The organism is Hymenobacter plasmatis, assembly GCF_020711255.1.
Lineage (GTDB): Bacteria > Bacteroidota > Bacteroidia > Cytophagales > Hymenobacteraceae > Hymenobacter.
In genome coordinates, this window is the sequence record NZ_JAJFAW010000009.1 from 39,572 (window position 1) to 65,838 (window position 26,267).

The 26,267-nt window shown below is 60.7% G+C and carries 18 protein-coding genes; 8 read left to right on the plus strand and 10 right to left on the minus strand.

Features of this window, described 5'->3' with window-relative positions; all coding sequences use genetic code 11:
• Positions 1-10: 10 nt before the first annotated feature.
• The gene (locus tag LJ738_RS08465; protein WP_227785899.1) at positions 11-499 is read left to right on the plus strand and encodes a dihydrofolate reductase; all 489 of its coding nucleotides are present in this window, start codon (positions 11-13) and stop codon (positions 497-499) included.
• A gap of 179 nt (positions 500-678) precedes the next feature.
• Here LJ738_RS08465 and LJ738_RS08470 read toward each other — a convergent pair whose 3' ends face one another.
• The 3 genes from LJ738_RS08470 to LJ738_RS08480 form a co-directional block, all read right to left on the minus strand.
• Positions 679-1,674 carry a quinone oxidoreductase family protein gene (locus LJ738_RS08470; RefSeq protein ID WP_227785900.1) on the minus strand — a complete coding sequence of 332 codons (996 nt, stop codon included), beginning with the start codon at positions 1,672-1,674 and terminating at the stop codon, positions 679-681.
• Positions 1,675-1,781: 107 nt separating this feature from the next.
• Entirely contained in the window at positions 1,782-6,992 is a 5,211-nt protein-coding gene (gene porU2 / locus LJ738_RS08475) for a putative type IX secretion system sortase PorU2 (protein ID WP_227785901.1), read from the minus strand.
• 79 nt (positions 6,993-7,071) lie between these two features.
• The gene (locus tag LJ738_RS08480) at positions 7,072-8,205 is read right to left on the minus strand and encodes a putative type IX sorting system protein PorV2 (RefSeq protein ID WP_227785902.1); all 1,134 of its coding nucleotides are present in this window, start codon (positions 8,203-8,205) and stop codon (positions 7,072-7,074) included.
• A 421-nt stretch (positions 8,206-8,626) separates the two neighbouring features.
• Between LJ738_RS08480 and LJ738_RS08485 the strand changes: the two genes are divergently transcribed.
• The gene (locus LJ738_RS08485) at positions 8,627-8,974 is read left to right on the plus strand and encodes a PadR family transcriptional regulator (protein ID WP_227785903.1); all 348 of its coding nucleotides are present in this window, start codon (positions 8,627-8,629) and stop codon (positions 8,972-8,974) included.
• A gap of 64 nt (positions 8,975-9,038) precedes the next feature.
• Positions 9,039-11,717: a PspC domain-containing protein gene (locus LJ738_RS08490; protein WP_227785904.1), complete on the plus strand. Its 2,679-nt coding sequence runs from the start codon at positions 9,039-9,041 to the stop codon at positions 11,715-11,717.
• A 143-nt stretch (positions 11,718-11,860) separates the two neighbouring features.
• Here the strand turns inward: LJ738_RS08490 and LJ738_RS08495 are convergent, their stop codons facing one another.
• From LJ738_RS08495 to mce, 3 genes are all read right to left on the minus strand, one after another.
• Positions 11,861-13,306 (minus strand): CCA tRNA nucleotidyltransferase, encoded by a 1,446-nt coding sequence (locus LJ738_RS08495; protein WP_227785905.1) that lies wholly within the window; start codon positions 13,304-13,306, stop codon positions 11,861-11,863.
• Positions 13,307-13,624: 318 nt separating this feature from the next.
• Positions 13,625-14,197, minus strand: a complete 573-nt coding sequence (locus LJ738_RS08500; RefSeq protein ID WP_227785906.1) for an L-threonylcarbamoyladenylate synthase — start codon at positions 14,195-14,197, stop codon at positions 13,625-13,627.
• Complete coding sequence (gene mce, locus LJ738_RS08505) at positions 14,194-14,601, minus strand: methylmalonyl-CoA epimerase (protein ID WP_227785907.1); 408 nt, start codon at positions 14,599-14,601, stop codon at positions 14,194-14,196. The genes LJ738_RS08500 and mce overlap by 4 nt, the downstream gene beginning before the upstream one ends.
• A 219-nt stretch (positions 14,602-14,820) precedes the next feature.
• Here mce and LJ738_RS08510 point away from each other — a divergent pair, with 219 nt between their 5' ends.
• The 4 genes from LJ738_RS08510 (at position 14,821) to LJ738_RS08525 (ending at position 17,491) form a co-directional block, all read left to right on the plus strand.
• Positions 14,821-16,035, plus strand: a complete 1,215-nt coding sequence (locus LJ738_RS08510; RefSeq protein WP_227785908.1) for an IscS subfamily cysteine desulfurase — start codon at positions 14,821-14,823, stop codon at positions 16,033-16,035.
• A gap of 108 nt (positions 16,036-16,143) precedes the next feature.
• Positions 16,144-16,554 carry a Fe-S cluster assembly scaffold IscU gene (gene iscU, locus LJ738_RS08515; RefSeq protein ID WP_046244756.1) on the plus strand — a complete coding sequence of 137 codons (411 nt, stop codon included), beginning with the start codon at positions 16,144-16,146 and terminating at the stop codon, positions 16,552-16,554.
• A gap of 90 nt (positions 16,555-16,644) precedes the next feature.
• Positions 16,645-17,040: a hypothetical protein gene (locus LJ738_RS08520; RefSeq protein ID WP_227785909.1), complete on the plus strand. Its 396-nt coding sequence runs from the start codon at positions 16,645-16,647 to the stop codon at positions 17,038-17,040.
• 124 nt (positions 17,041-17,164) lie between these two features.
• A complete protein-coding gene (locus tag LJ738_RS08525) occupies positions 17,165-17,491 on the plus strand; it encodes a HesB/IscA family protein (protein ID WP_227785910.1) in 327 nt (108 codons plus the stop codon).
• 123 nt (positions 17,492-17,614) lie between these two features.
• Here the strand turns inward: LJ738_RS08525 and LJ738_RS21480 are convergent, their stop codons facing one another.
• The 4 genes from LJ738_RS21480 to LJ738_RS08545 form a co-directional block, all read right to left on the minus strand.
• Positions 17,615-19,810, minus strand: coding sequence for a T9SS type A sorting domain-containing protein (locus LJ738_RS21480; RefSeq protein ID WP_227785911.1), 2,196 nt, complete (start codon positions 19,808-19,810; stop codon positions 17,615-17,617).
• 644 nt (positions 19,811-20,454) lie between these two features.
• Positions 20,455-21,717, minus strand: coding sequence for a glycosyltransferase family 4 protein (locus tag LJ738_RS08535; RefSeq protein ID WP_227785912.1), 1,263 nt, complete (start codon positions 21,715-21,717; stop codon positions 20,455-20,457).
• 140 nt (positions 21,718-21,857) lie between these two features.
• Entirely contained in the window at positions 21,858-22,604 is a 747-nt protein-coding gene (locus LJ738_RS08540) for a LytR/AlgR family response regulator transcription factor (RefSeq protein ID WP_227785913.1), read from the minus strand.
• Positions 22,601-23,677 (minus strand): sensor histidine kinase, encoded by a 1,077-nt coding sequence (locus LJ738_RS08545; protein ID WP_227785914.1) that lies wholly within the window; start codon positions 23,675-23,677, stop codon positions 22,601-22,603. The genes LJ738_RS08540 and LJ738_RS08545 overlap by 4 nt, the downstream gene beginning before the upstream one ends.
• A 345-nt stretch (positions 23,678-24,022) precedes the next feature.
• Here LJ738_RS08545 and pulA point away from each other — a divergent pair, with 345 nt between their 5' ends.
• On the plus strand, positions 24,023-26,014 hold the full coding sequence (gene pulA / locus LJ738_RS08550; protein ID WP_227785915.1) for a type I pullulanase: 1,992 nt from the start codon (positions 24,023-24,025) through the stop codon (positions 26,012-26,014).
• Positions 26,015-26,267 lie beyond the last annotated feature (253 nt).

Below are 26,267 nucleotides of genomic sequence, written 5' to 3' on the forward strand. Positions count from 1 at the left end.
AAGTATTCGTATGGTTTCTTTCGTTGTGGCCGTGGCCGAAAATGGCGCAATCGGGCTGAAAGGCGAGCTGCCCTGGGGCCGCCTACCGGCCGACCTGCAGCACTTCAAGCGCCTCACCCTGGGCCACCCCGTGGTGATGGGCCGCCGCACCTACGACAGCCTGGGCCGCGCGCTCCCCAAGCGCCCCAACATTGTGGTGACGCGTCAGCCCAACTGGACCGCGCCCGGCTGCGAAACCGCTCCCTCGGTAAGCACCGCCCTGGACCGGGCCCGCGAGCTAGACGAGGAAGTGTGCGTTATCGGCGGCGGCGAAATCTACCGCGAAGCCCTGCCCTACGCCGACGTCATTTACCTCACCGAAGTGCACCACCCCTTCGAAGGCGATGCCTTCTTCCCCGCCCTCGACCCCGCCGAGTGGCGTGAAGAAAGCCGTGAGCGCCACGAAGCCGACGAGCAGCACGCCTACCCCTTCAGCTTCGTAACGCTGCGCCGCCGCTAAGCCGCGGTTAAAAAGCTAGTTGGGTTATTTATCGCGGTGCCAGCACGCTGTAGAGACGCGACACTTCGCGTCTCGGCGTCCGCGCCAGTAGGCCATTCAATCTTTATCGTTCAACGCCGAGACGCGAAGTGTCGCGTCTCTACAGCGTGCCCGAGGCTGCTGCCAGTTCCAACTGCTTTTTAAGGCAGCAGCAGGATTTTGCCCGTGCTCTTGCGGCTTTCGAGCAGGCGGTGCGCCTCCGCTCCTTCGGCCAGCGGGAAGGCAGCACCGATGCTGGCCGTGAGCTGGCCATTGCGCAATAAATCGAACAGCACGTTGGCCCGGGCAGTGCGCTCCTCGCGGGAAGTGAGGTAGTTCCACAGGTCGCCACCGGTCAGTGTCTTGGAGGTATCCATAAGGTAGCGCGGGTCTACCGGAGCAGGGTCGCCGCCGGCCATGCCGAAGAACACCACCGTGCCGCCCACGCGGGTGGCGGCCAAGCTCTGGGGCAAGGTGCTGCCCACTGATTCGTACACCACATCGGCCCCCGGCCGCTCGGGCCGGTACTCCAGCACCAGCCGTTCCCAGGGCTCCGTGTACAGAAACACGGCCTCGGCCCCGGCGCGCAGGGCTTCCTGCCGCTTGGCTTCGCTCGAGGTCAGGCCGATGACGCGCCCGCCTTTGGCCCGGATTAGCTGCGTGAGCAGCAGCCCCACCCCACCAGCCACGGCGTGCACCACGGCCAGGTCGTTGGGCTGGAGGCGGTAGCTGTCGGCGGTCAGGTATTGGGCGGTGAGGCCCTGCAGCAGCACGGCCGCGGCCTGCTCAAAGCTCACGTCATCGGGCAGGGGAATGAGGTGCTCCTGGGGCACTCGCACAAACTCGGCGTTGGCGTGCGGTACGTCGGCAAAGGCGGCGCGCTGGCCTACGTGGGCGCCGGTCACGCCGGGCCCCACGGCTACTACTTCGCCGGCGGCCTCATAGCCCAGCAGGTAGGGCGGCTGGCCCACCAAGTGGTAGTTGCCGCGGCGCCGGTATACGTCGGCGTAGTTCAGGCCAATGGCGCGGGTGCGCAGCAGGACCGTGCCAGGCAGCACTTCGGGCAGCGGCAAGGTGCCGTATTGCAGCACTTCCGGGCCTCCGAATTCGGAGAAATAGAGGGCGTGCATGGTATCGGGAGCGGCATTAATAGGCATAGTAAAGCTGGAAAAGAAGGTGTACCGCCCTAGGGTATCGTGCAAAATAAACGCGGCCATCGTTGCCGATGGCCGCGTTTGCGAAAACGGGTTCTGAGCCCAGGGCGCTAGCGCATCAGCACCAGCTTGCCCCAATCGTTCTTGAAGGCCTGGTCGCCGGCGGTTTCGCGGCGGCCAAACTGCCCGGCCGGGTCGTCCAGCGACACGCGGTAGAGGTAGGTGCCGTTGGCCAACCGGTCGCCGTAGGTGTCGGTGCCATCCCAGGCAAAGTCGGTGATGTTGTTGCCGATGTGCAGGGGGCCCAATTCTTCTTTGTAAATCTCGCGCACCACCCGGCCCGTCAGGGTCATTATTTGAATCTTCATGTTGCGCGGCAGCTCATTGCCGGTCACGGTAAACACGAAGCGGGCCTTGCTGATAACCGGGTTGGGATACGGGTAAACGTTGGTGATTTTCGACGCCTTCACCACCTCAAACTTAACCTGAAAATCCTGCGAGCCGGCGTTGGCATTGCGGGGGTCGCGGCCCTGCACGCGCAGCGTGTACATGCCGTCATCGAGCGGCTTGCCGGCGCCGGGGCGGTACTCCAGCTTGGCCACACTGCCTTGGGTGGCATCCACGCTGAAGTTAATTTCCGGGCCATTCAGGTCCACCACCACGGGGGTACTGGAGCCGGGCTTGAGCAGCGTGACGGTAAACACGGTGCGGTCGGTGAACGGGTTCAGCTTGTCTTCGTCGTTGAGCTGAATATTGATGACCGGGGTCGAAGAAACCAGCTCGCCGTTGAGGATGTGGCGGCCGTCAAACGCCACGTCCAGGGTGGGCGGCACGTTGTTGTCGTCCACCGTGAAGGGGTCCAGTATCAGCTCGTTGTTGGTATACAGCTGCTCGGGCTGAGTGCGCGGGTTCACAAATACCTCGATAACGAAGGTGCCATACTGTTTTTTCACGTCCAGGCTCACGGGAATGGTAGCAGTGGCGCCGGCCGCCAGCACACCCGGGAAGGTTATGTCGAAGGTTTTCACTACGGCTCCGGTGGTGGTGTTGCGCAGATTTACCTGAGCCTTGAGTGGAGCCAGGAAATCTACATCAGACACGTTCTGGAACTTGGCATTGAAGGTGATGATGCCCGTGTCGACAGCTTGTTTGGCCAGGGTGGCGGGGGCGTAGCTTATGGCCGGCTCCAGGTCGCGGCGCACGATGCCTTCAGGCAGGCCCCGGTAGGTTACCAGCCACTGGCGCAGCTGCGGCGGGATGCGCGTCACAGAGTCGCCGAGGGCCAGCTCAAGCCGCAGATACGGATACTGAGCGGCCGAAACCGCCAGCGGCTGGGCCGACGACGTGACATTGGGCAACACCACCGTTTCGCGGCCGAGCGGGTCAATGGCCACCACGCTCAGGGTGTGGTAGCCACTGGGCGTGGCGTTGCGAATGGTGGAGTACAGATTCAGCCAGTCTTTGGCCGGCCCAATGCGGGGCGACACGATACGGCCAGCGGTGGCAGGCTGCTGCAGCAAACCGCGCAGCTCAATAAGTTGATTGTAGGTCGGCGTGGCCAGGCTGCGGTCCGGCCCCACTTCACTGATGAGGCGGCCCGACGTAGCAGTAAGCTTCTGGCCCACCAAGGCCAGCGGCTCGCCATCGGCCAGCTGGGTAATCAGCCGCGAGCCCAGCAGAGTTTGCAGGGTAGATTTCAGCGAAGCCGGCAGCAGCGAATAGCGCAGGCGGTTAGCCGATACCAGGGCTACGTACGAGCCGGCCGGCACTGCCGCCAGGAAGCTGGCCAGCTGCTGCTGGCGCGTGGCGCTGTAGTTCAGGTTGTCCAGCGTATCAAGCGGCGTGGTACCGGTGGGGTCGCTGGCGGAGAAATAGTAGAAGTAATTGGGCGCCTGCCCGCAGCGCTGGTACGTGCTGGGCATTGTCACGGAGCGCAAGCTGCCCGCCTCGTACACCGCCAGCAGCAGGTTGGGCGAGTTTACGCCGCATCCTGCTACCGACGGCATGGCTGCCCCCGCCGTTTGCAGGTAGATGCCGGTGGCATTCTGCGAAGTGTTTTGGGCCGTAAACGTGGGTGCACTGCGGGGCACGCCCCCGCCCCGGGTGCGCATCAGGATGGGTATCTGGTTGGGAACAAAAGTCCAGGCGCCCGAGGGAACGGTCACGTCGACCCCGGTGCGGGTGGTGCGCTGAAACTGGCCGTAGTGGCTCTGCGACCAGCCGCCTGGGCTGCTGGGAATAACGCGGAACGAGGAAGTAACCCAACTGCCGTCTTCGCCAGGGGCCGGTGTATGAAAGCGGGCGCGCCAGTACCACACCACGCTGTCGCGTGGGGCCACCGAGGGAAGGGTGGGCTGCCATTCGGCCACCACGCCCGCCGTGATGAGGGGGGCGCGCTGCACAAGGCCGCTGTTGAAAGTAGGCACAGTATCCAGCTCAAAATCGTAGCCGCGCTGCGGGCCGTTGCGGTCGTTGGTCTGCACCACCAGCTTGGGCAGATTGGTGGTCACAATCGCAAATTCATAGGGCTTAAGCACCGTGAGGCCCCCTTGCAGGAAGGTAAAGTTAATCTGCGCCGAGTTGTTGGTTTCGCTGATTTCGGCTACCCGGTTGTTGGGGTCCAACTCCACCAGGAAGGTGCTGTTACCCGCGTAGGCCGGCGTGTTGGGCAGCGTGAGGGCATACGTGGTATCGCGAACCCAGGCTTGCCGAAGCGAAAACGAGTAAACCAGCGGCGAGGATTGGCCGGCTATTCTCCGGGTCACCTTAATCTCAACCGGGTCGTAAGTAATCTTACCGGGATTCGACACCCCTACATTCAAGATAAAGTCGGTGGAGGAGCCCTTGACGGGCCCCTGCCCCAGCGAAGGTGTGATGGACAGCGTGGCGGCACTGGTAATAAAGTCGGGCCGCTCGGGCGCAAATAGCGCCAGTGCCGGGTCGCCTTGCCAGCCGGTGGCCAGCAACTGCTCTATGCCGATTTCATCGCTAAAATACGGGGTATTCTGCAGGCGTCGCACCGCCTCGTTGTGTACCGCCGTAATGGGCTTGCCGTACCACTGCGGGTTGTTGAAGAGCAGCGTGTACATGGTATCCACGGCAATTTCGAGCCGGTCGGGGTAGCTGAATCCGTACTCGCCCAACGAGCCCAACGCTCCCTTTCGGTCCGCAAACAGCCAGTCTTCTATGATAGTGGGCGCCGCGGTAAAGGTGTGGTTGGCGGCACAGCCATTCATGAAGAAGAAGGGGTACTTGCCTGGGTTATTATAAGAAGGGTCTGCCGGCGTGCCGAAATTCAGCGCGAAGGTGTTGTTGGAGCCGTGGCCGAAATAGGTCATCAGGGAGATGCCGGCGTTCAGTTCGTTAGAAATATTAACGCTTACCGGCAGGGCCGATTGCCGGGAGATGGTGGTCACCTTCCCCCCGAAATAGGGGCGTTCAACACGCATCTTATTCCGGTCCATGATGCCCGTGAAATAGACGGCCTCGCTCGCGTCTTTCCCGCCTATCAGGTGTAGCACGTTTTTGCGCCAGGGCTCCGGACCCAGGGCTTCGTGGGTACGCAGCTTACCCAGGTAGTTCATTATCTGCTGGGGCGTGGTAACGGTAAGGCGGCCGGTGCGCAGCTTGGGCACAAAATCGTTCGCCTGGAAGTTGGCCGTAATCAGGTTATCAGACACCGCCCGCGAGCTGGTGGGCACCAGGTCCAAGCCCCGCTCGCCGGTGCCGCGGGCCGTGGTGCGGGTATACGTTTCAAAGCGGTTGCTGCCGCCAATCAGCGGCTCCGACGGCACAATGCCTTTGCCCAACAGCAACAGGTAGCGGTTGGCATTGGAGGGGGCGCCGGCAGCCAGCCAGAGGCCAAAGTGGCGCATGGCCAGCCACGACCGTTCGCCATAGTGAAACTGGTCGTAGAGCTGTGCGGTGGTTATCAGCAGGGTGTCGTAGCCCCCTCCGGCCGTGGAGGCGCGGTATTTGGCGTACTCTTTGGCCGCGTTGGCCACGCTGGTGCCGCCGTCGGTAGCCGGGCCGTAGAGCTGGCGGTGCGATACAATGGCGAAGTTGACCGTGGCCTGGTTGATAACCCGAAACCGCACCTTGGTAGCGGCTGGGGGCACAAACGGGCGCTGCGCATCGGCCAGCAGCAGCCGGCGCGACTGGGCCTGCGTGGCACTCGGAAACACAAACCGACGGCCCAGCGGCCCAAGGGTCTGGGCGGCGGTGGGCGCAATGCGCTGCACGTTCCAGGGGTCCTGAATGTCGTAGCCCACCACCGAGGCGGGAATGCTGTCGACCTCAAACGTGGCCGGGCCGCCCAGTAGCGAGTCGTTGGCGAATGCCAGCTGGCGGCGGGGCCCCAGCCAGCGGTTGGCCTGGGGCGCCACCACCCGAATGAAGGCGCGGCGATAGTTATCGGCCGAGGTGCCCGTACCCGCAGTGCTGCCCGAAAGCCGGACGGTGACCAGGCCATTCGGCCCAATTTCGGCGCGTTGGAGCGCGTACTTGCCGCCGGCGTGGGCATAGCTGTTAAACACCAAGCGGGCCAATGACCGGTAGGTATTCGTGGCGGTGTTGAGCACCAGCACTTCCACGTTGTGCGGCGCGTTGGTGGCGCCCACTAGCCGCAGCTCCAGGCTGGGCGCGGGGGCGGGGCCCGTGGCGGGCACGGCCCGCAGAACGGTGTCGGTGGCAGTGGTGGCCACCCCGTTGAGCTGGCTCGAGAAATAGCCTTCGCCGGACTCCACCCACGGCAGGAACGTCACGTCGCGCGGAGCGTCGCCGAAGGCTTCGGTTTCCAACTTCAGGCTGCTGGCCAGGCGCCAGGCGTGCGGGGTGCCGCCGGCGGTCACCGGCTCGGCCATGCGCTTGGCGGCGGGGGCGTTGGGCCCGGGGTAGGTCAGAAAGTAAGCGGCGGTATCGGTATAAAAGCTATAGAGCTTGTGGGGCTGGTCGGAGGCGTTCTTGTACAGGTCGCGGTCGAGCTGGCCGTCATTGCGCTGGCCGTAAAACTCCAGGTAAGTATTGGCATCGAACACATTGCGCGTTCCGCCCTGGTACACGGCCACTTCGCGGCCCCGGCGCCAGAGCTGCAGGCGGCTGGGGTCGATGTCGCTCAGGCCGGCCTGGGTCAGGTACTGGTAGCTCAGGCGGTGAATGCCGTCCTGCGTTACGCGCACCTTGTAGTACTGCTGGCTGGGCACTATCCATTCGTTGCCGTAGGGCCCCGACTGCGCCAGCGCCGCCGGGCCGCTCAGGGCCAACACCAGTAACCAAATCAACCACCCAAACCCCTTCTTTTTAGTAGTAGGTATGTTTTCCATTCTTAACTATATAGTCTTTTTTAGAGCGCACATCAACCAGCTTCGCACCAATGGGCGAGCAGGCCAGGTCGGGTAATTATTATTTGAGGCCGTAGCCCAACGACACGATAAGCGAGTTGGTTTGGGAGGCGCTGCCAAGCTTTTCGACCGCCAGGCGCGACAACGCCAAGTCGATGCGCAAGCCGCTTACGGCTACCCCCGCGCCGAGGCTGTACTGGCCCTTCCAGCTGCTGCCATAGGTGCCGCCGGCATTGGCGGTGAAATCCTGAATCTTCTGGTAGTTGCCGGCCCCGCCGCGCAAAAACACCAGGTCTTTGTAGCCCAATTCCATACCGATGCGGGGGTCCACGCTCACGGCACGGGTCGAGATGGGCGTGTTGCGCTGGCCGTCGGTGGTGGCTTCCAGGTCGACGGCTACCAGGGCCGAGAACTCCTTGGGCAGCACAAAGCGGCGGCCCGCCCCGAGCACAAAGCGCGGCAGCGTGATTTCAGCGCTGTTCTTGGGGGTGGGGTCATTGCCGTTGGCAATAGTGCTGCTCACGCCCTTCTGGTATTCGTCGGCGTTGATGTTCCACTGGGTGAAGGTGGTGGTGATGTCGCGGGCCATCAGGCCCAGGTTCCAGCCCTTGTAGTTGTACTGCAGGCCGGCGTCGATGCCAAAGCCGTAGCCGTGGGCGAACTTGCCGATGTTGCGGTAGATGATTTTGCCGTTGGCCCCCAGGCTCAGGCCTTCCACGTTGCCCAGCTTGCGGGAATACGAGAGCAGCAAGGCGTAGTCGGCCACCGAGAAGAACTCAATCTTGCTGTAATCGACGTAGCCGTACTCGTTGATGAGGTTGCGGGTGTCGGCAATGTTGTCGACGCCGAGGCGCATCACGCTCGCGCCGATGGCGCTTTTGTCGTCGAGCGGCATGGAAAACGCGGCGTAGTCGTTTTTCACCACGCCCGAAAACAGCTCGGAGTGCATCAGTACGCCGTCGTACTTGTGGGTTTGGTTGACCAGGCCGGCGGGGTTCCAGTAGCCGGCGGTGGCATTATCGGCCAGGCTCACCTGCACTTTGCCCATGCCCAGGGCCCGGGCCCCCACCCCAATGTTCAGAAATTCATTGCTGTACTTGGGCGTTTTGGTGGATTGCGCGGCGGCCGGGACTGCCAGCGCGGCCGTAGCGCCCATAAAAAGCAGCCTACGGGCGGTAGAGGAAAGTTGGAGCATAAGCAAGACGGCGGGTTAGAGTAGCGCCGACGGAACGCAAGTTACTTCATTATAGTGCGGCACTAAAGTGCCTGCACCCGCAAATACCGGGCCCGGCCCCAAACCGGCGGTGCCGGCCAGCGTTCGGGTAGCGGCAGCCGGGCTTAGCGCGGGCCGTAGCCCGGACCAGGTTGGGCCAATAGCCTTCTGTTGCCGGGCCTCTTCTCGGATGAAATCGACCGACCAAAGCGTGGCTCAATAAAATTTCAGAGGGCAATAAGAGATATTCAGCTTTTTCTATCTGAAAATTTTCTTGCTGATTATCAATTATTAACGAAATTTATTCGCGATTATGCAGGAATTATTCATCCAGTACCTTGCTTTACAAAGTACCTACCATACATTTGTACTGTTTCTCACCCACTAGCTAATCGCAACGCCCATGAAACTCGAGAACACCCAGGTTCAGATGCGCAAGGGAATCCTTGAATTCTGCATCCTGGAAATTATCGCCCGCGGCGAAGCCTACGCCTCCGACATGCTGGAGGAGTTGACTTCGGCCCGCATGATAGTGGTGGAGGGTACGCTCTACCCGCTGCTTACCCGCCTCAAAAATGCTTCGCTGCTGGACTATGTCTGGAAGGAAAGCACCAGCGGCCCACCCCGCAAATACTACACCCTCACGGACACCGGCCGCCAGTTTCTGGCTGAGCTGCGCGATACCTGGGAGGAAATGGCCACCTCGGTGGGCATCATCCGGCACAGCGCTCCGCCGAAGCCCGTTGCTTGATTATCGCCTTCTTTTTCCTTCTTCACTCACCAAGATTTAAACGGCTTTTTTTCAGCCTTTTACCATGAAAAAGAACATCAGTATTAACCTGCAAGGGATTATCTTTCACATCGAGGAAGATGGCTACGAGGTGCTTAGCCGCTACCTAGCCGAGGTGAAAGCGCACTTCGCCAACTACCGAGGCCACGAAGACATTGTGGCCGACATCGAAGGGCGGATTGCAGAGATTTTTTCGGCGCGCCTCTCTCCTACCCAACAGGTTATCGGCCTGGAAGACGTGGAGGCCATGACCGCCAAAATGGGCCGAGTGAGCGACTTTGCTCCCGACGCCGACGAGGACGACGAAGCCACTGAAACAACCACCAGCAGCCCCCTAGGCGCAGGCGGCTACACCACCGGCAGCACGTATGGCCAGACCGGCGCCTACGGCACCGCCACCGCCGCACCGGCTTCTACCGAGCCCAAGCGCTTGTACCGCGACATGGCCCACCGCAAAATCGCGGGGGTGTGCGCAGGCATCGCCCAGTATTTCCTCATCAACCCCCTGTGGGTGCGCTTGGGCTTCCTGGCCTTGCTGCTCTTCCGCCCGGTGGTGAGCACCATTAGCTTCGGCACCGTGCACATGAGCCACAACGACGGCTTGTCGGGCTTTGCCTTCCTGACCTACATCGTGCTGTGGATTGCGCTGCCCAAGCGCTACGATGCTCCCACGCCGACTGACACCATGGTGAACAGCGGCCCGCTGGCCGGCCGCCGGTTGTTTCGCGACACCAGCACGGCAAAAATTGCCGGCGTGGCCAGTGGCCTGGCCGCCTACTTCAACATTGACGTGACCCTGGTGCGGGTGATTCTCCTGGCCGGCCTGTTTGCGGGCGGCTTCACCTTCCTGCTCTATATCATCATGTGGATTGTCTTGCCCGAAGCCAAAACGGTTTCGGACAAGATGCGCATGCGCGGCGACGCCGTGACCCTGGAAGGCTACGACAGCAGCCTGCGCAATAACGCCCTGGCCGCCGATGGCCCCGTCACCACCAACCGCCCCGTGGGGGCTTTTGTGGAAGATGCGGCCCGCAGCCTGCGCCCGTTGGTTGACTTTATTGGCTCGGCCATTCGCATTGTTGCCGGCGTGCTCCTCACCATTGGCGGCTTCTCGCTGCTGCTCGCGCTGGCCATCATGCTGGGCGCCGGCATTGGGCTGATTCCAAACTCCGAGAACATTGTGGCCGGGGACGTACCCGCCCACGTGCTGCTGAACGGCGTGCCCACCTGGGGCCTGCTGGCCGGATTCTTTGCTGCCGCCATTCCCGCCCTGGCGCTGCTGCTCGCCGGCCTGAACCTGCTGCTGCGCCGCTCCCTGATGTCCCGTACCGTGAGCTTGTCGCTGCTTGGGCTGTGGCTGCTCAGCGTGGTGGGCGTCACGATGGCCATTGCCCAGCAAAGCCGCCAGTTTCAGTACGATGCCGAAGTAGAGCAGCTGGAGCGCTACCCCGCCATCAGCACCCCAGTGGTGATGCTGGACGCCCGCAACGTGGACCGCGAGTGGGAACAGCACGTGGACGTACGCCTCGCCGCCGCCGATAGCGGCCGCGCCGTGGAAGTTCTCCGCACGCTGAGCGCCAAAGGCCCCAACGAAGAAACGGCCCGCCGCAACGCCCTCTCGTCCATCGACTACACGGTGCGCGCAAGCGGCGACTCCTCGCTGGTATTTGACGACCATTTTTCCTTCCTGCCCGGGGCCAAGTACCGCAAGCAGGAGCTGGCCCTCACCATCCGCCTGCCCCGCGACCGCACGTTCCGCATCAGCTCCCGTTTTGCCCACAACATGCTCAACGACGAGAACTTTGTGAACGACCGCCGGCCCAACGACCCCGAAAACTACCAGTACCGCCTGCGCGGCAACCGCCTGGAGTGCATTGGCTGCACCGAAAAGGACTTGGGCCGCATGGATAACGAGGAAGATTCCAACGTCAACATCAACATTGACTCCGATGATGATGACGACAATGACAACGACGGCGACTCCGACGCCAACAACAGCGGCACCACACTCAACTACGGCGGTGCGCCCTCCTTCGACACCGACCTGAACAGCTACGGCAGCGGCCGCCGCACGTTCTCAGAAGCCGGCTTCACGCGAGTGGATGTGGCCGGCGGCTACCGGGTGGTGGTGCGCCACAGCAATGGCTTCAAAGTAGAAGCCGGCGGCGACGAAGGCGTGCTCAACGACATGCGGGTGGAGCGCGACGGCAACACCATAAAAATCAAGCCCCGCACCAGCGTTTCCTTTTTTGGCCGCAACTGGAACCGGCGCGAACAAAAGGTGCTCATCCGCATCGACATGCCCAACGTGGAAGACCTGGAGCTAAACGGTGGTGTGGAAGCTGACCTCGGCGGCTTCGACCGGCAAGACCGCCTGCATGTGCAGCAAGCTGGCGCCAGCCACCTGCGCCTCAACGGCAACTACGGCACCCTGAAAATTGAGCAGGCCGGGGCCTGCCGCACCACCGCCACCGGCCGGGCCGATGTGCTCGACCTCGACGCCGCCGGCGCCTGCGAATTGGCCGGCGCCAACCTGCAAACCCGCACCGCCACCGTGGACCTGGCCGGCGTGTGCAAAGCCCGCCTCAACGTGAGCGAAAGCCTGCGCGGCGACGCCGTGGGTGCCAGCGAAATTGCCTACAGCGGCAAGCCCAACAGCGTGAAAGTAGACGCCACCGGCCCCTCCAGCATCAAGCGACTGTAGAGCGTGGCAACCCCCTGACCGGCCAGCTGCTACCAGTGGGCTGGCTGGCCCAATCCGGGAGGCGCATCACTAATTTTCAGGTATTTAACCAGCCTTCACGCAACTTTCGCCGTATGATTACCTCTATATCCTGAATAAAGAAGTTAGGCTTGGTTTGGTGAGTGAATCACGCCTCCTTCCGGAGCCAGTCCCATGGTCGCCCCCTGCTGCAACAGGAAGGCCAGGGCTGGCTCCATTTCGTTTTTAATGGTGCCTTCGAGAATGGCTTCCATCACGGCTTCCTTCAGCTCGCCCACTTGCCGCGAAGGCTTCAGGCCAAAGGTTTCCATGATGATTTCGCCGGTGATAACCGGGCGGAAACTGCGCAGGTGGTCCTTCTCTTCTACCTCCTTCAGCTTCTCCTCCACCTGCCCGAAATTGCGCAGGTACCGCTCCTTGCGCGTGTGGTCCTTGCTGGTGATGTCGGCCCGGCAGAGCAGCATCAGCCGGTCGATGTCCTCGCCGGCTTCGAACAGCAGGCGGCGCACGGCCGAGTCAGTCACGGTTTCCTTCACCAGCGCAATGGGGCGCAGGTGCAGCCGCACCAGCTTTTGCACCATGCGCATCTCCTCGCCCTGGGGCAGCTTGAGTTCGGCGAAGATGCCGGGCACCCAGCGGGCGCCTTTGTCCTCGTGGCCGTGGAAGGTCCAGCCCACGCGCTGGTCGTAGCGCTTGGTGGCGGGCTTGGCGATGTCGTGCAGCACGGCGGCCCAGCGCAGCCACAGGTCGCCGCCGGCCGCGGCCACGTTATCCAGCACCTGCAGGGTGTGGTAAAAATTGTCTTTGTGGGCATGGGTGCCCACTTTTTCCACGCCGTGCAGCAGCGCCATCTTCGGGAAGATGAGCTGCAGCAGCCCCGTCTGGAACAGCAGCTTGAAGCCGTAGCTCGGCGTGGGCGACTCGATTATCTTGTTCAGCTCCACCGTAATCCGCTCCTGCGACACAATCTTTATCCGGTCCTTATTCCGGATAATGGCGTCGAACGTATCCGGCTCAATATCAAAATTGAGCTGGCTGGCGAAGCGAATGGCACGCATCATGCGCAGCGGGTCGTCGGAAAACGTCACGTCGGGCCCCAACGGCGTGCGGATGGTTTTGCTGGCCAGGTCCTTCATGCCCTCGTAGCGGTCCACCAGCGCACCAAAGTCCTCGGGGTTTAAACTCAGGCCCAGGGCATTGATGGTAAAGTCGCGGCGGGCAAGGTCTTCTTCCAGCGTGCCGGCTTCCACCTCCGGCTTGCGGCTTTCGGAACGGTAGCTTTCCTTGCGAGCCCCCACAAATTCGATTTCGCCGGCCTCTTTGGTGGGCAGCATGGCCGTGCCGAAGTTCTTGAACACAGTAACCCGGCCGCGGCCCGGCAGCTTGGCACCCACGGCCTGGGCCAGCGCAATGCCGTCGCCCACCGTCACCACGTCAATGTCCTTGCTCTCACGGCCCAACGCCAAATCCCGCACGTAGCCACCTATCACGTAGGCCGGCTGCTTGAGCTCGGCCGCTGCTTCGGCAATGGTGCGAAATATGGGCAATTCGGGCAGTTGGGGCGTCTTCATGGCCGCAAAGTTCGGTGCTGTGCGTTTTACAGCAAGCCCAAGCCGGTAACCTCCTGTCATTGCGAGGCCGTAGGCCGTCGCAATCCATCCTCCGGATGTGCAAAGCTCTGAGATGTGACGCCCTATGGAACTTCACGTGACCCCTACGGGGCGGCTCCCTCTCCCAAAAAGAGGGGGAGACACAGCGCTGGGTTTAGCTCAATTTCAAATAGAAAAGCCCCGACTCTGAGCAGAACCGGGGCTTTTCACATTATTGGGCTAGTCGCTGAGACCAGGACGGATTGCCGCGCTGCGCTCGCAATGACAGAAGCAGCTGTTCTACTCCCGCACCACTTCCATCTTGCCGCCCTCCCCTAGCCGCACCACCCGCGAAGGTGCTACGCGGGTTTCATCATCCTGCCGCCAGTTCACCACGTGGTCGGCCCCGCGCAGGATTTTGGCGTCGATTTCGGAGTACACGGCCGGGGCCGGCTCTCCCGCTTTATTGGCCGACGTGGACACCAGCCCGTGCCCCAGCCGCCGCACCACCTTATGGCAAAATTCGTCTTTCGTGATGCGCAGGCCCACCGTGCCATCTGGTCCTACCAGCTCGGGCGCCACTGCGCGGCTGGCTGGCAGGATGTAGGTAGTGGGCCGGGTATCGGCAGCCAGCAGCTGTTCCAGCCCTTCCGGCACCTGAGCGGCGTAGCGCTGCAACATGGCCATATCGGCCACCAGCACGATACTGGGCTTTCCCTCGGGCCGGCCCTTCAGCTTGTAGAGCTGCTTCACAGCCGGGGGCGACTCGGCGTCGCAGCCTAGGCCCCACACGGTATCGGTGGGGTAGAGAATGACTTGCTGGAGCAGCAGGGCATCGACGGCCGCATCTACTTCTTGCTGGAAATATTTCATGGGTGAATGGTTTGGCATAGTTCGACCAATACGCCGGCGGCGCTCTTCGGGTGCACAAAGCAAACAAGCTTATTGTCAGCGCCGCGCTTGGGCTCCTCATTCAGGAGCACGAAGCCCTCCTCTTTCAGGCGCGCCATCTCGGCCCTGATGTCGTCTACCTCGAAGGCTACGTGGTGAATGCCCTCCGGTTTCTTCGCCAGAAACTTCGTGATGGCGCTATCCGGCGAGGTGCCGGCCAGCAGCTCAATTTTGGAGCCGCCCACCTTAAAGAAAACCGTGTCCACTGACTCGCTGGCCACGTGCTCCATCTTATAAGGCCCCACGCCGAGCAGCGTGGTGTAGAGGTCGGTGGCTGCCTCCAGGTTGGTTACGGCCAGGCCGAGGTGTTCGAGGTTGGTAATCATAGAAGAAAGTGGAAACGGAAATGCTGGGGCAAAAGCCGCTGGCCAGTGAAAAAACGCGGTTTTACCGAGCTTTTTGCTCCACGGGCAAAAGTCCGCGCAATTCCTTATTTAGATTGTATCTACTTTTGTAGGGCCAAAGAAAACTGATTGCCTTGTAACCATGTTCTACAAGGGTCCAGTTATTCGCTGGCTTAACACACTGCTTTACCGCTGCGCGCAATGCTTAAGCTCCCTATTTACCTCGATAACAACGCCACCACGCCCCTCGACCCACGGGTACTGGAGGCCATGATGCCTTACCTGACCGAAGTATTCGGCAACGCGGCTTCGCGCAACCACCCCTTCGGTTGGGCTGCTGAAGAAGCTGTTGACTACTCGCGCGAGCAGATTGCCAAGCTCATCAACTGCGACCCCAAGGAGATTATCTTCACGTCGGGCGCTACTGAGTCGGACAACCTGGGTATCAAGGGCGTGTTTGAGATGTATAGCCAGAAAGGCAACCACATTATCACGGCCACTACCGAGCACAAAGCCGTACTCGACACCTGCAAGCACATCGAGAAGCTGGGCGGCCGCGTGACCTACCTGCCCGTTAACGAGCAGGGACTCATCAGCCTCGAAGAGCTCGAAGCCGCCATGACGCCGGAGACCATCCTGGTCACCATCATGTACGGCAACAACGAGACGGGCACCATTCAGCCCATCCGCGAAATTGCCAAGATTGCCCACAAGCACGGCGCCCTGTTCATGACGGACGGCACTCAGGCAGTAGGCAAGATTCCGGTCGACGTGATGGCCGATGGCATCGACATCATGGCCTTCACGGCCCACAAAATGTACGGCCCAAAGGGTGTGGGCGCACTTTACGTGCGTCGTAAGAACCCCCGGGTGAAAGTGACCGCCCAGATGGACGGCGGCGGGCACGAGCGCGGCATGCGTTCGGGCACGCTCAACGTACCCGGCATCGTGGGCTTGGGCAAGGCTTGTGAGCTGGCCATGCACGAAATGGCAGCCGACACCGCTCGCCTGAGCGCCATGCGCGACCGCCTCGAAAAGGAACTGACCACGCTGGAAGAAAGCTACGTGAACGGCTCAATTGAGCACCGCCTCCCCCACGTTACCAATATCAGCTTCAAGTACGTGGAAGGCGAAGGCCTGATGATGGGCGTGAAAGACCTGGCTGTATCTTCGGGTTCGGCCTGTACTTCAGCTTCCCTGGAGCCCAGCTACGTGCTCAAGGCCCTGGGCCTGAGCGACGACCTAGCGCACTCCTCGCTGCGCTTCGGCCTAAGCCGCTTCACTACCGACGAGCAAATCGATTACGCCATTGGCCACGTAAAAGAAGCCGTGACCAAGCTCCGCGAGATGTCGCCCCTGTGGGAGATGTTCAAGGAAGGTGTCGACTTGAGCAAAATCGAGTGGGCTGAACACTAGAATAGTTATGAGTTAAAAGTTATGAGTCATGAGGTTTCTATATTGCCCTCATGGCTCAGCTTTTCAACTCCTAACTCATAACTTTTAACTTATAATTTCAAAAAAGCCATGGCTTACTCCGATAAAGTAATTGACCACTACAGCAACCCCCGCAACGTGGGCACGCTGGACAAAAGCAAAAAGAACGTAGGCACCGGCCTCGTGGGTGCTCCTGAGTGCGGCGACGTAATGCGCCTGCAGATTGAGGTAGACGAAGCCACCAACACCATCACCGACGCCAAGTTTAAGACCTTCGGTTGCGGCTCGGCTATTGCTTCGTCGTCGCTCGCTACGGAGTGGCTGAAAGGCAAATCCATCGACGAGGCCCTGGCCATCGACAACATGGAGATAGTGGAAGAACTGGCGCTGCCGCCTGTAAAAATTCACTGCTCGGTACTGGCTGAAGATGCCATTAAGTCGGCTATCTCGGACTACCGCGTGAAAAACGGCCTGCCCGCGCTGGAGCTCGCCCACCACTAGTCTTTAGTGAGGAATGAAGAATGAGGAGGGAGGAATTGGTCGTTGGGCCAATTCCTCCCTCCTCATTCTTCATTCCTCATTCTTTTTTACATGACCGACGAATTCGAAGTTGCCCGCCTGCAGCGTGAAATAGAACAGCACCTGGGCATGGAGCCCGGCAACTTGCGGTTTGAGTTCCGGGAAGTAGACGGGCAAACGCGCCTCGACCTGATTACCGTGAACCCCCGGCACCACCAAAGCTTTCTGTTTCGCTACGAAACCGGGCGCGACGCGGTGGAATGCCTTCAAAAGATGCAGGACTACGTGCGCAGCTTTCGCGATAATGAAAGCTCCTACACGCTGCAGTGGCGAGCCCGCGGCGACAAAGAGTTGCACACTTCCTACTTCCGGGCCCACAATGCCTACGAAGCGCTGGACAAGCTGTATTTCGGCCGCGACCTGAACACCATCACCGTATTCAGCGTGGTTCTGAACCCGAGTTCCTGAGCGCCGGAACCACTTCTTTGACGGGCCGGTGAACAAAGAAATGCAGCGGCTTGTTTATAATGTGTCTAAATTGCGCCTCCTTTCGACTTACCAGTGAGTCGAACCATGCGCTACTGCTACTACGATGATTACCGTATCCGATAAAGCTAAAGAAAAAGTGACGCGCTTGATTCAAGACGCGAACCTGGACGAAACATACCGCCTGCGCGCCTCTGTGGCCGGCGGTGGCTGCTCGGGCCTAAGCTACAAGCTGGACTTCGACAACGAAGTGCGGCCCATGGACCAGGAGTTTGAAGACAAAGGTGTGCGCGTGGTAGTGGACATGAAGAGCTTCCTCTACCTGGCAGGCACCGAGTTAGACTTCTCCGACGGCCTTAACGGCAAAGGCTTCCAGTTCAACAACCCCAACGCTTCGCGCGAGTGCGGCTGCGGCGAGAGCTTCTCGGTTTAATAGCTCAACTTTCAGGATTTTGAATACCGTATCTGGCCCTGGCCACTACGGCACCCGATAAAATAAAAAGGCCACCCAATTGGGTGGCCTTTTTGCATTAACAATTCCCCTTTATGTCGAACATTACTCTTTTTCGAATTTTTGCACGATGCGGCCGTTGGGAGTTTTAAGCTCCAGCAAATACAGGCCGGGAATCAGTGTATCAATTCCCACGCTCGACAGGCCGGCTTCCGATGTACCAGTCAGGATGGTTTGGCCCAATTGGTTGAGCACGCGGTAAGGTGTAGCTGCTTCGGCCATAAAGCTAATCGTGCTGCGGGCCGGATTGGGGTACGGAAGAGCTTTTGTAGTAACTGTGCCAGCGGTGGCCACTGTTACCACCGGCGAGTAGCTCGTCTTGCTATCGGTATCGACTTGGCGCAGGCGGTAATAGAGCGTACCGGCTGGCGCTGCTCGGTCGAGGAAGGCATAAGGAGTTGACTGAGTGCTGTTGCCTTGAGCCGATTGATTGGCCACGGTGATAAACTCCCGGCCATCGAAGCTGAGTTGCACTTCGAAGTAAGCGCTGTTCTTTTCGCTTGCCGTGGCCCATTTCAAGGCTACTGATTTGTCGGCTTGGCGCTGGGCCGTGAAGCTGGTGAGGACCACGGGCAGCGGGTTGAGGGCCGCCCCGAATGTGGTATTTTCGTTTGTGGCACCCAAGGCAAACGTAGCGACATTGGCCAGGGAACTGATGTTTGCCGAGGTAATGGTGCCGGGCACCCACGCGGCGCCGGCCCCATTACTAGTACCGGTGCTGGCCGAATGGCCAAAGCTCTGCCAGTCAAGGCCGGTAGTGCTCGCGGCCACCACCAGGCCGGCATCGGCAGGGTCATTCACGCCATCATCGGCCCCGAAGCTGAGAGTGACCGTTCCACTTGCGTTACCCAGGGTAGTATTAGAGGAGTTGAGGGAATATGAGCGGATATGCGACACCCGTTTGAGGGGTGCTCCGCCCAGCAGGTTGGTCGGTGCCAAGTTTTGGGCTGGGTTGCCTTGCAACTGCTCGGCCGTATAGGTGGTGGCAGCAGTTTGGCTGGTGATATTCAGCGTTAAAGAGCGTAGGGTAGCGCCCTTACCCACGGGAAAAGTGACGGTTGAGGCACCCGGACCAGTCACTCGCGCGAGCGGGCCATCGATAAAGCTATTGTCGTTGGCGGTACTTATAGTAGCGTTGGCACCCAATGTCAGCAGGTTCGTTGCCGTCGTGGTAATCTTGCCGCTGGTGAGCGTGAGAGCGTTATTCAGCGTGACGGGACGGCGAAGCGAGACGCCCATTGGGTTGGCTACCGTCACCTTTACATTGTCTCCAAACGTGACAGCTCTGGCCCCGGCCGTGCCACCGATTACCTGCGCCGAACTGCCGTTAAACTGCAGGGTGGTTGGGCTGGCTGGGGTGAAGGCAAGCGTACTGCCGCTGTTAACCAGCAGGCTGCCTTTTAAGTTGACTCCACCGGTTGCATTGATAGCAATGGCCCCTTTCGTAATAATCAGGTCGCCGCCAAATGTGACCGGGAAGCTTGCTGTGCCGGTGTTGGTAAAGGTGATGCTGTATTCAAAAGTGCCATAGGTGCGGCCGCTGAATGGCACCTGCGTGTACCCGGTGGGAGCAAACAAGTAATAGCTAGCCGGCTCGAATACCGTGACGCTGTTGGGCTGATTTAACCCAAAAGGCGCCGAGCCGGCATATTGCTCATAGCGGGACCCATTGCGAAATACCACGGAGTTGAGCAACGCGGTGGCCGCACCAAATGCAGAACCAGAAAAGTTCTGCCCACCGGTGAATACACTGCCGCTTACAAATTCGATGCTGGTAGTGCCACTGCCCAGCAGGCGATGAGTAGCATTAGCGCTAAAGGTGCCTTCAAAAACTAGTTTACCCGCAACTGTAGCCGTGGCGCCAGCTTTCAACTGCATAATGACGCCTGCCGCCGCAGGGCTAGGGTTAGTTACAGTCACCGTGGAGCCAGCAGTAATAATAAAATCAGCTCCAGCGGCCAGGTTATCAATATTTAGCGTGCGGTCGCTGATATTGCTGAGAGTAGCATTCACGTTGCCGGCAAATTGCAATTGCCCAATAGTTTCACCCGTGGGAAAGTCCAGGTTAACCGTTACGGTGGGTGTCACGCTTCCGTCAAACTTCAGGATATCGGTTGCCAGCGGCGATACACGAATAGGCTGCCAGTTTTCGGGCGTGGCCCAGTTGTTATTAGTCCCGGCACCAGTCCAGATATAAGTGGCGGGAAGTGGAGCAAAGGCCAGCCCATTTGCTTCGTGCACCGAAGGAATAGATGCTGACCAAGCGAATAGTGGAAATAAGAAACCGAAGAAGAGCGCAGTGCGACGGAGGCGAATGGTAGATAAAACGGTTGAGGTATTCTGCATAGAAAGCGTTTTAGGGTTTAGATTTCAATATCAGGTGGCACTCAATCAGCTGGTGAATGGCTAATTTTCGATAGCCCAAATAATTATCTCTCTATTAAAAGTTCCGAGGTATAGCATATACACATAAGTCTTTGGTTACTTCTCGGCCCGTATCAGCAATGCAGCAGGAACCCATGTTCTTAGCAAGCTCAGCTGTAAGATGAAGCTTGTAAATCTGAAAGGCAGCGCATTGACTACTTGAGTATTCAGGGCAAAAAAGAAAAGCCCACGCTAAGCGTGGGCTTTTCTTTTTTAGCATCATTTTTTTGCTAGCGAGATAGCAACAGCGGCTTGCAGGGGCTCAGTTGAGCAGGATGCTGAATTGAGCTGACCTTGCGGGCCTCCGGAAAATTAGTGCCTGCCATTCCGCATCGGCAGCGGGGCTGGTTGCTGCTACCAGCGGGCGAACCCTGCTGGGTGGATGGCCACAACCAGTTAGCTTAAACCGGGTAAGAATGACAGGACTTAAATCGATATGGCGTTAGATAGAAGCCGTTGAGCTACCACGCAGCCGCTTTACTAAAGGCCGCATTGATGGCCACTGGCAGCTTCAGCCGGCGCAGAGCGGGGGCTGCCGCGGCGCGGACGGGGCTGAGCGTCCGGATGATATCCTCGGTAAGGGCACACTGGCGGTGATGCGAGTACCGCCAACGCTCGAGTTGAGCTAGCTCTACGCGGGCGCGGCTGGTAGCTGGCTCGTCGCTGCACCGGCGCACGGCGCGGGCGCAGGCAGCCACGTCGCCGCGCAGGTAGAGCAGGCCGGTTTTGCCGTGCTGGACCAGCTCCACGGTGCCGCCGGTGGCGGTGGCTACTACTGGCACGCCGGCGGCCATGGCTTCGAGGGTGACCATGCCGTAGGTTTCGTTTTCGGAGGCCAGCACGAACACTTCAATGGCTTGATAGAACACGCTGGGGTTGGCGCGGAAGCCCCGGAAATGCACCCGGTCTTGCAGCCCCAACCGGACCACCTGCTGCTTGAGCTGCTCGAAGTAGGCTTCGCCCTCATTGCGCGTGGATTCTCCCATGATGAGCAGGCTCGCGTCGTGGTTGAGCTGGGTGCGCAAATGGTGCAGCACCTCAATCACAAAGTCTTGCCCCTTGCCGGCGTCGAAGCGGCCTAGAATGCCCAGCAGTCGACCGTGCTCGGGCAGGTCCAGTTCTTTGCGGGCCTGGGCGGTGGTGCGGGCGGGCGGGGCAAACTGCTCGAGCGGCAGCCCGAGTGGCACAATGTGCAAGCGCTTGGTATCGAAACGGGTGAGGCGGGCTACTTCCTGCGCCAGGCCCGGCAAAGGCGTCAGCCAGGCATCAACCAGGCGAAAGCGCAGGGTGTGCACCAGGCTGCGCTTGGGCCGCCCCAACTGCATGTGCTGCTGGTATATCACGCGCAGCCGGCCGCCCATCAGGGTCTTGACCATGGTGGCGAGCGCCAGGTCCTTGTTCTGCGTCACGACCAGCACTTCGATGTGCAGGCGCTCGAACTGCTCCTTTAGGGCCCAGGCCGTGAGCGGCAGCGCCAGGCCGCGGCGCACCGCCAAGGTTTCCATCGGCACAAACCATTCTTCGGCCAGCTTGGCCAAGGGCGTAGCGGGCGGCGCGAAAAAGGTGATGCGCCAGCCGCGCTCCTGCATCCAACCCGCAAATTTTAAGCTATTCAGTTCCAGCCCACCCAGACTGCCGGAGAGGCAGAGCACGGCCAGCTGCGGCGTGGCTTCGGGCTCGGAATGCTGGCCGAGTAAGCTTTCGAATTCCGTTTGGTATTTCATAGGAAAGGCAGGAGAGAACGAGTAGAACGCGGGTGCCGGGCAGGTAGAACCCGGTAGAATTGGGCAAGGCAGTGCCCCATTGTGGCCCAAACGGGCCGCACCAAAGCGTGGCAGGCACGCGGTAACAGTAGCTCAGGAAATCAGCTCCAGCGGCTTAGGAACTGCAGAAACGCGTCTTTGTATTGGTCTCCCACCGGAATGGTGACCGCTCCAATCTGGACGGTGAGGCGCCGCACGGCCTCTATTTTGTCCAGGGCGACGATGAACGAGCGGTGGATGCGCATGAAGCGCCGGGCGGGCAGTTTCTCTTCCATGGCCTTGAGGCTCATTAGGGAGAGCAGGGCGCGTGGGGTGCTTTTGAGGTGCACTTTGACGTAGTCCTTTAGGCCTTCCACGTAGAGAATGTCGCTCAGGGCCACCCGCACTAGCTGGTATTCGGCTTTGAGAAAGAGGTATTCTTCTTCCTCAGGGTCGGCCGTAGGGGCGCCGGTGGCGTGCTGGGCCGTGAGCTCGGCGTAGGCGCGGGCTTTGCCAGCGGCCCGCAGAAATTCCTCGTAGTTGAATGGCTTCACGAGGTAGTCGAGGGCGTCGACGCGGTAGCCGTCGAGGGCGTACTGGCTGTAGGCGGTGGTGAAGATGACGCGCGGGCCAGTAGGGCCCAGCACGCGGGCCAGCTCCAGGCCGTTGAGCTCCTGCATTTGGATGTCGAGAAACGCCAGCTCCACCACGCCGGGGTTTTCGTGCAGGTACTTCAGGGCTTCTACTGCGCTGCCAAACCGCCCAACCAAGTGCAAAAAAGGCGTTTTTTCGATAAACGACGCGACCAGGCCCAGGGCCAGCGGTTCGTCGTCGACGGCGATGCATTTGAGGGGCGGCAGGCTGCTCATGCGACGTGTAAGGTTAAGTGAACCCGAAACTCGTTGGTGGGCGTGTGGTCGTCAACCAGCAGGTTGAACTGGCCGGGATATAATAAATCGAGGCGGCGGCGGGTGTTGGCCAGCCCAATTCCGTTGCTGCCCGACAAGTCGGTGGAGGGCAGCGTGAGGCGGGTGTTGCGCACTTCCAGCTCCACTACGTCGGGCGCGGGCTGGCGCAGGGCAATGTAAATGGAGCTGGATTGCGTAGCGGCCACGCCGTGCTTGAAGGCGTTCTCGAGGAATGGCAGCAGCAGCATGGGCGCCACGGGCACGTCGCGCACGGGCTCGGGGCGCTCGAAGGTGACGGTCACCCGGTCGTCGAGCCGTAGCTGCATCAGCGTGATGTAGTCCTGCACAAAAGCAATTTCCTGGCTCAACAAGGTGAAGCCGCCGGCGGTGTCGTAGAGCACGTAGCGCATCATGCGCGAGAGCCGGTGAATGGCCGTGCGGGCCTGTTCGCCATCTAGCAGCGTGAGGGCGTAGATGTTGTTGAGGGTATTGAAGAAGAAGTGCGGGTTGATTTGCGCCTTCAGCACCGACAGCTCGGAGCTAACCCGCTGCTGCTCCAGCATCTGGCGGATTTGAGCATCTTTCTGCCACTTCTGCACCACCGTAGTGCTGGTGCTGATGCCCAGCACAAACATGGTGGTGAGCAGGCCCATGGTGTCGATGCGGGGGCCGTTGCGGCCCAGCCGGGGCCGGCCCGCGGCGGCCCGAAACGCCTTGTCCATCAGCTCGGGCAGGTTTAGGGCCGACTCCAGAAACTTGCTAAAAAACAGCACCGCAACCGTGGTGCCCACCAGCGTCAGCACAAATAATTCGGTGCGCCCCTGAAACAGAAACCTGGGCACGCTCACCTTGGCGGTGAAGTAGAACGTAGCAATCCAGACGCAAAACATCAACCCCTGCTTCAGCCAGAACTGCGGAGGCATGGTGAGCCGGCCCGTAAGGGGCTGAAACAACAAAAACGTGAGCCCGAACAGCCCCCACACCAGCACGTGAATCAGCGGGGTGAGGAAACGTCGGGGAGTGAGAACGGCCATAGGAAAGGAAAGAATCGAAGCAAACATACCAAAGGCCCGAATCCAACGCCCGGCCAAACCGACCGCAAGCGGTATTGTATCGACCGCGGGCAAGGTTTTACCGTTCAGCTCAACCCGCCACTCCCCTCCTTACCAAGGAGGGGACGTTGCCGCGCCAGCGGCAACTGGGGTGGTTATGGGCGTTGAACATAAACTGAACACTGGGAAATAGCTTGGGACGGAAACCGCAGGCGCCTCGTTCGGGCATCGTTCAACGATTCAACCACCCCCGTCCGAACCTTCGGCTCGAACATCCCCTCCTTGCTAAGGAGGGGAGTCCTACCGAGAAACCCCGAACTTGCGGCCATGATTCGCCCGCTCCTGCTGCTTGTGCTACTTTTTGCCGCTCCCACCGCCCCGGCCCAGTCCCTCCCCGACTACGCGAAGTACCCTACCTACAATGGCCCCGACCTGGGCCTGACCTGGCGAGCCGGCCAGGCCACCCTCCGCGTGTGGGCCCCCACCGCCGAGGCCCTGCACCTGCGCCTCTACGCCGCGGGCACGGGCGGCGCGCCCCTCGCCGAGCATCTCATGCGCAAGGCCGAAGGCGGCACCTGGACCTGCACCCTGCCCGCCGGCACCATTGGCTTCTACTCGGTGCAGGCCACCATTAAGGGAAAGGCCATGGCCGAAGTGGCCGACCCCTACGCCCACGCTGTGGGCCTGAACGGGCAGCGCGGCGCCGTGCTCAATCCCGCCACCGCGCAGCCTCCGGGTTGGGCCGACGACCTGCGCCCGGCCCTGAAGCAGCCCACCGACATTGTGATTGGCGAAGTGCACGTGCGCGATTTGAGCATGCACCCGCAGTCGGGCATCCGGGAGAAGGGGAAGTTTCTGGGCGTGGCCCAACTCGGCACCCGCGGCCCGAATGGCGTAACCACCGGCCTCGACCACCTCGTGGAGCTGGGCCTGACCCACGTGCACCTGCTGCCCACCAACGACTTTGCCTCCATCGACGAAGCCGCGCCCGCCAGCGCCAACCGCTACAACTGGGGCTACGACCCGCTGAACTACACCGTGCCCGAAGGCACCTACGCCACCGATGCCGCCGACCCGGCCGTGCGCATCCGCGAGCTGAAGCAGCTGGTGGGGAACCTCCACAGCCAGGGCTTGCGCGTGGTGCTCGATGTGGTATACAACCACACGTCCAACGCCGCCCGCAGCGCCTTCGAGCAGCTGGTACCCGGCTACTACTACCGCCACAACCCCGACGGCACCCTGAGCAACGCCACCGCCTGCGGTAACGAAGTGGCTTCGGAACGGCCCATGGTGCGCAAGCTCATCGTGGAATCGGTAGCGTACTGGGCCCGCGAATACCACGCCGACGGCTTCCGCTTCGATCTGATGGGCGTGCTCGATATTGAAACCATGCGCGCCGTGCGCGTGGCCCTCGACCTGCAGGACCACAGCATTTTCGTGTACGGCGAGGGCTGGACCGCCGGCCCCTCGCCCCTGCCCGAAGCCCGCCGCGCCGTGAAAGCCAACATGCCAAAGCTGCCCCGCATCGCAGCCTTCGGCGACGAGCTGCGCGACGGCGTGAAAGGCCACTACGCCCGCCAATCGGAGCCGGGCTTTGCCAGCGGCCAGCCTGGGCTGGAGGAAAGCGTGAAGTTCGGCATCGTGGCCGCCACCCAGCACCCCCAGCTCAATTATGCCAAGGTGAACTACTCGAAAGCGCCTTGGGCCACCTCCCCGGCCCAGGCCATCAACTACGTGGCCTGCCACGACGACCGGGTACTCTGGGACAAGCTCACCGTATCGAACCCCGGCGCTTCTGAAGCCGAGCTCATTAAGATGGATTTACTGAGCAACACCATTGTATTCACCTCACAGGGCGTGCCGTTTTTGCCGGTGGGCGATGAGTTCTTACGCACCAAAGGCGGCTCACACAATTCTTATAATCAGCCAGATAGCGTCAACCAGCTCGACTGGGGCCGCAAGGCCAAGTACCAGGCGGTGTTTGAGTTCTACCGCCGCCTCATTGCCTTGCGCAGCGCCCACCCGGCCTTCCGCCTGCCCACCACAGAGCTCATTCAGGAGCACCTGGAATTTCTGCCCAACCTGCCCGCTGGCACCATTGCCTACCGCCTGAAAGACCACGCTGGCGGCGATAAATGGCAGAATATTGTGGTGCTGTTTAATGGCAACCGCACGGCAGTGAACATGCCCATTCCGGATGGAAAATACACGGTGGTGCTGCGCGGCGACCAGCTCAATGAAAAGGGCTTGGGCAAAGTGGAGCAAGCCGGCGCCGCCCTGCAGTTGCCCGCCAGCTCGGCAATGATTCTGGTGCAATAAAGCTGCGACGCGAAGGAGCCGACAGCAGCGTGAGTAGCCGGTGAGCTGGAAAATTCTCCGGCACTCCGCGTCGTTCCAGATTGTTTGTGAGTGGAGCTTTCCAACGGTTTGCAGCTTGACCTTGATAACGATACCAGCACTGGACGAGGCCGGGGAAATGCGAATCGGCTGACCTGGTCGCGGATTCACAGCCTGGATGCGGGAAAAGACGGAAAAGCACATCAAATAACTCACGCCCTGCGTTATACCCAAA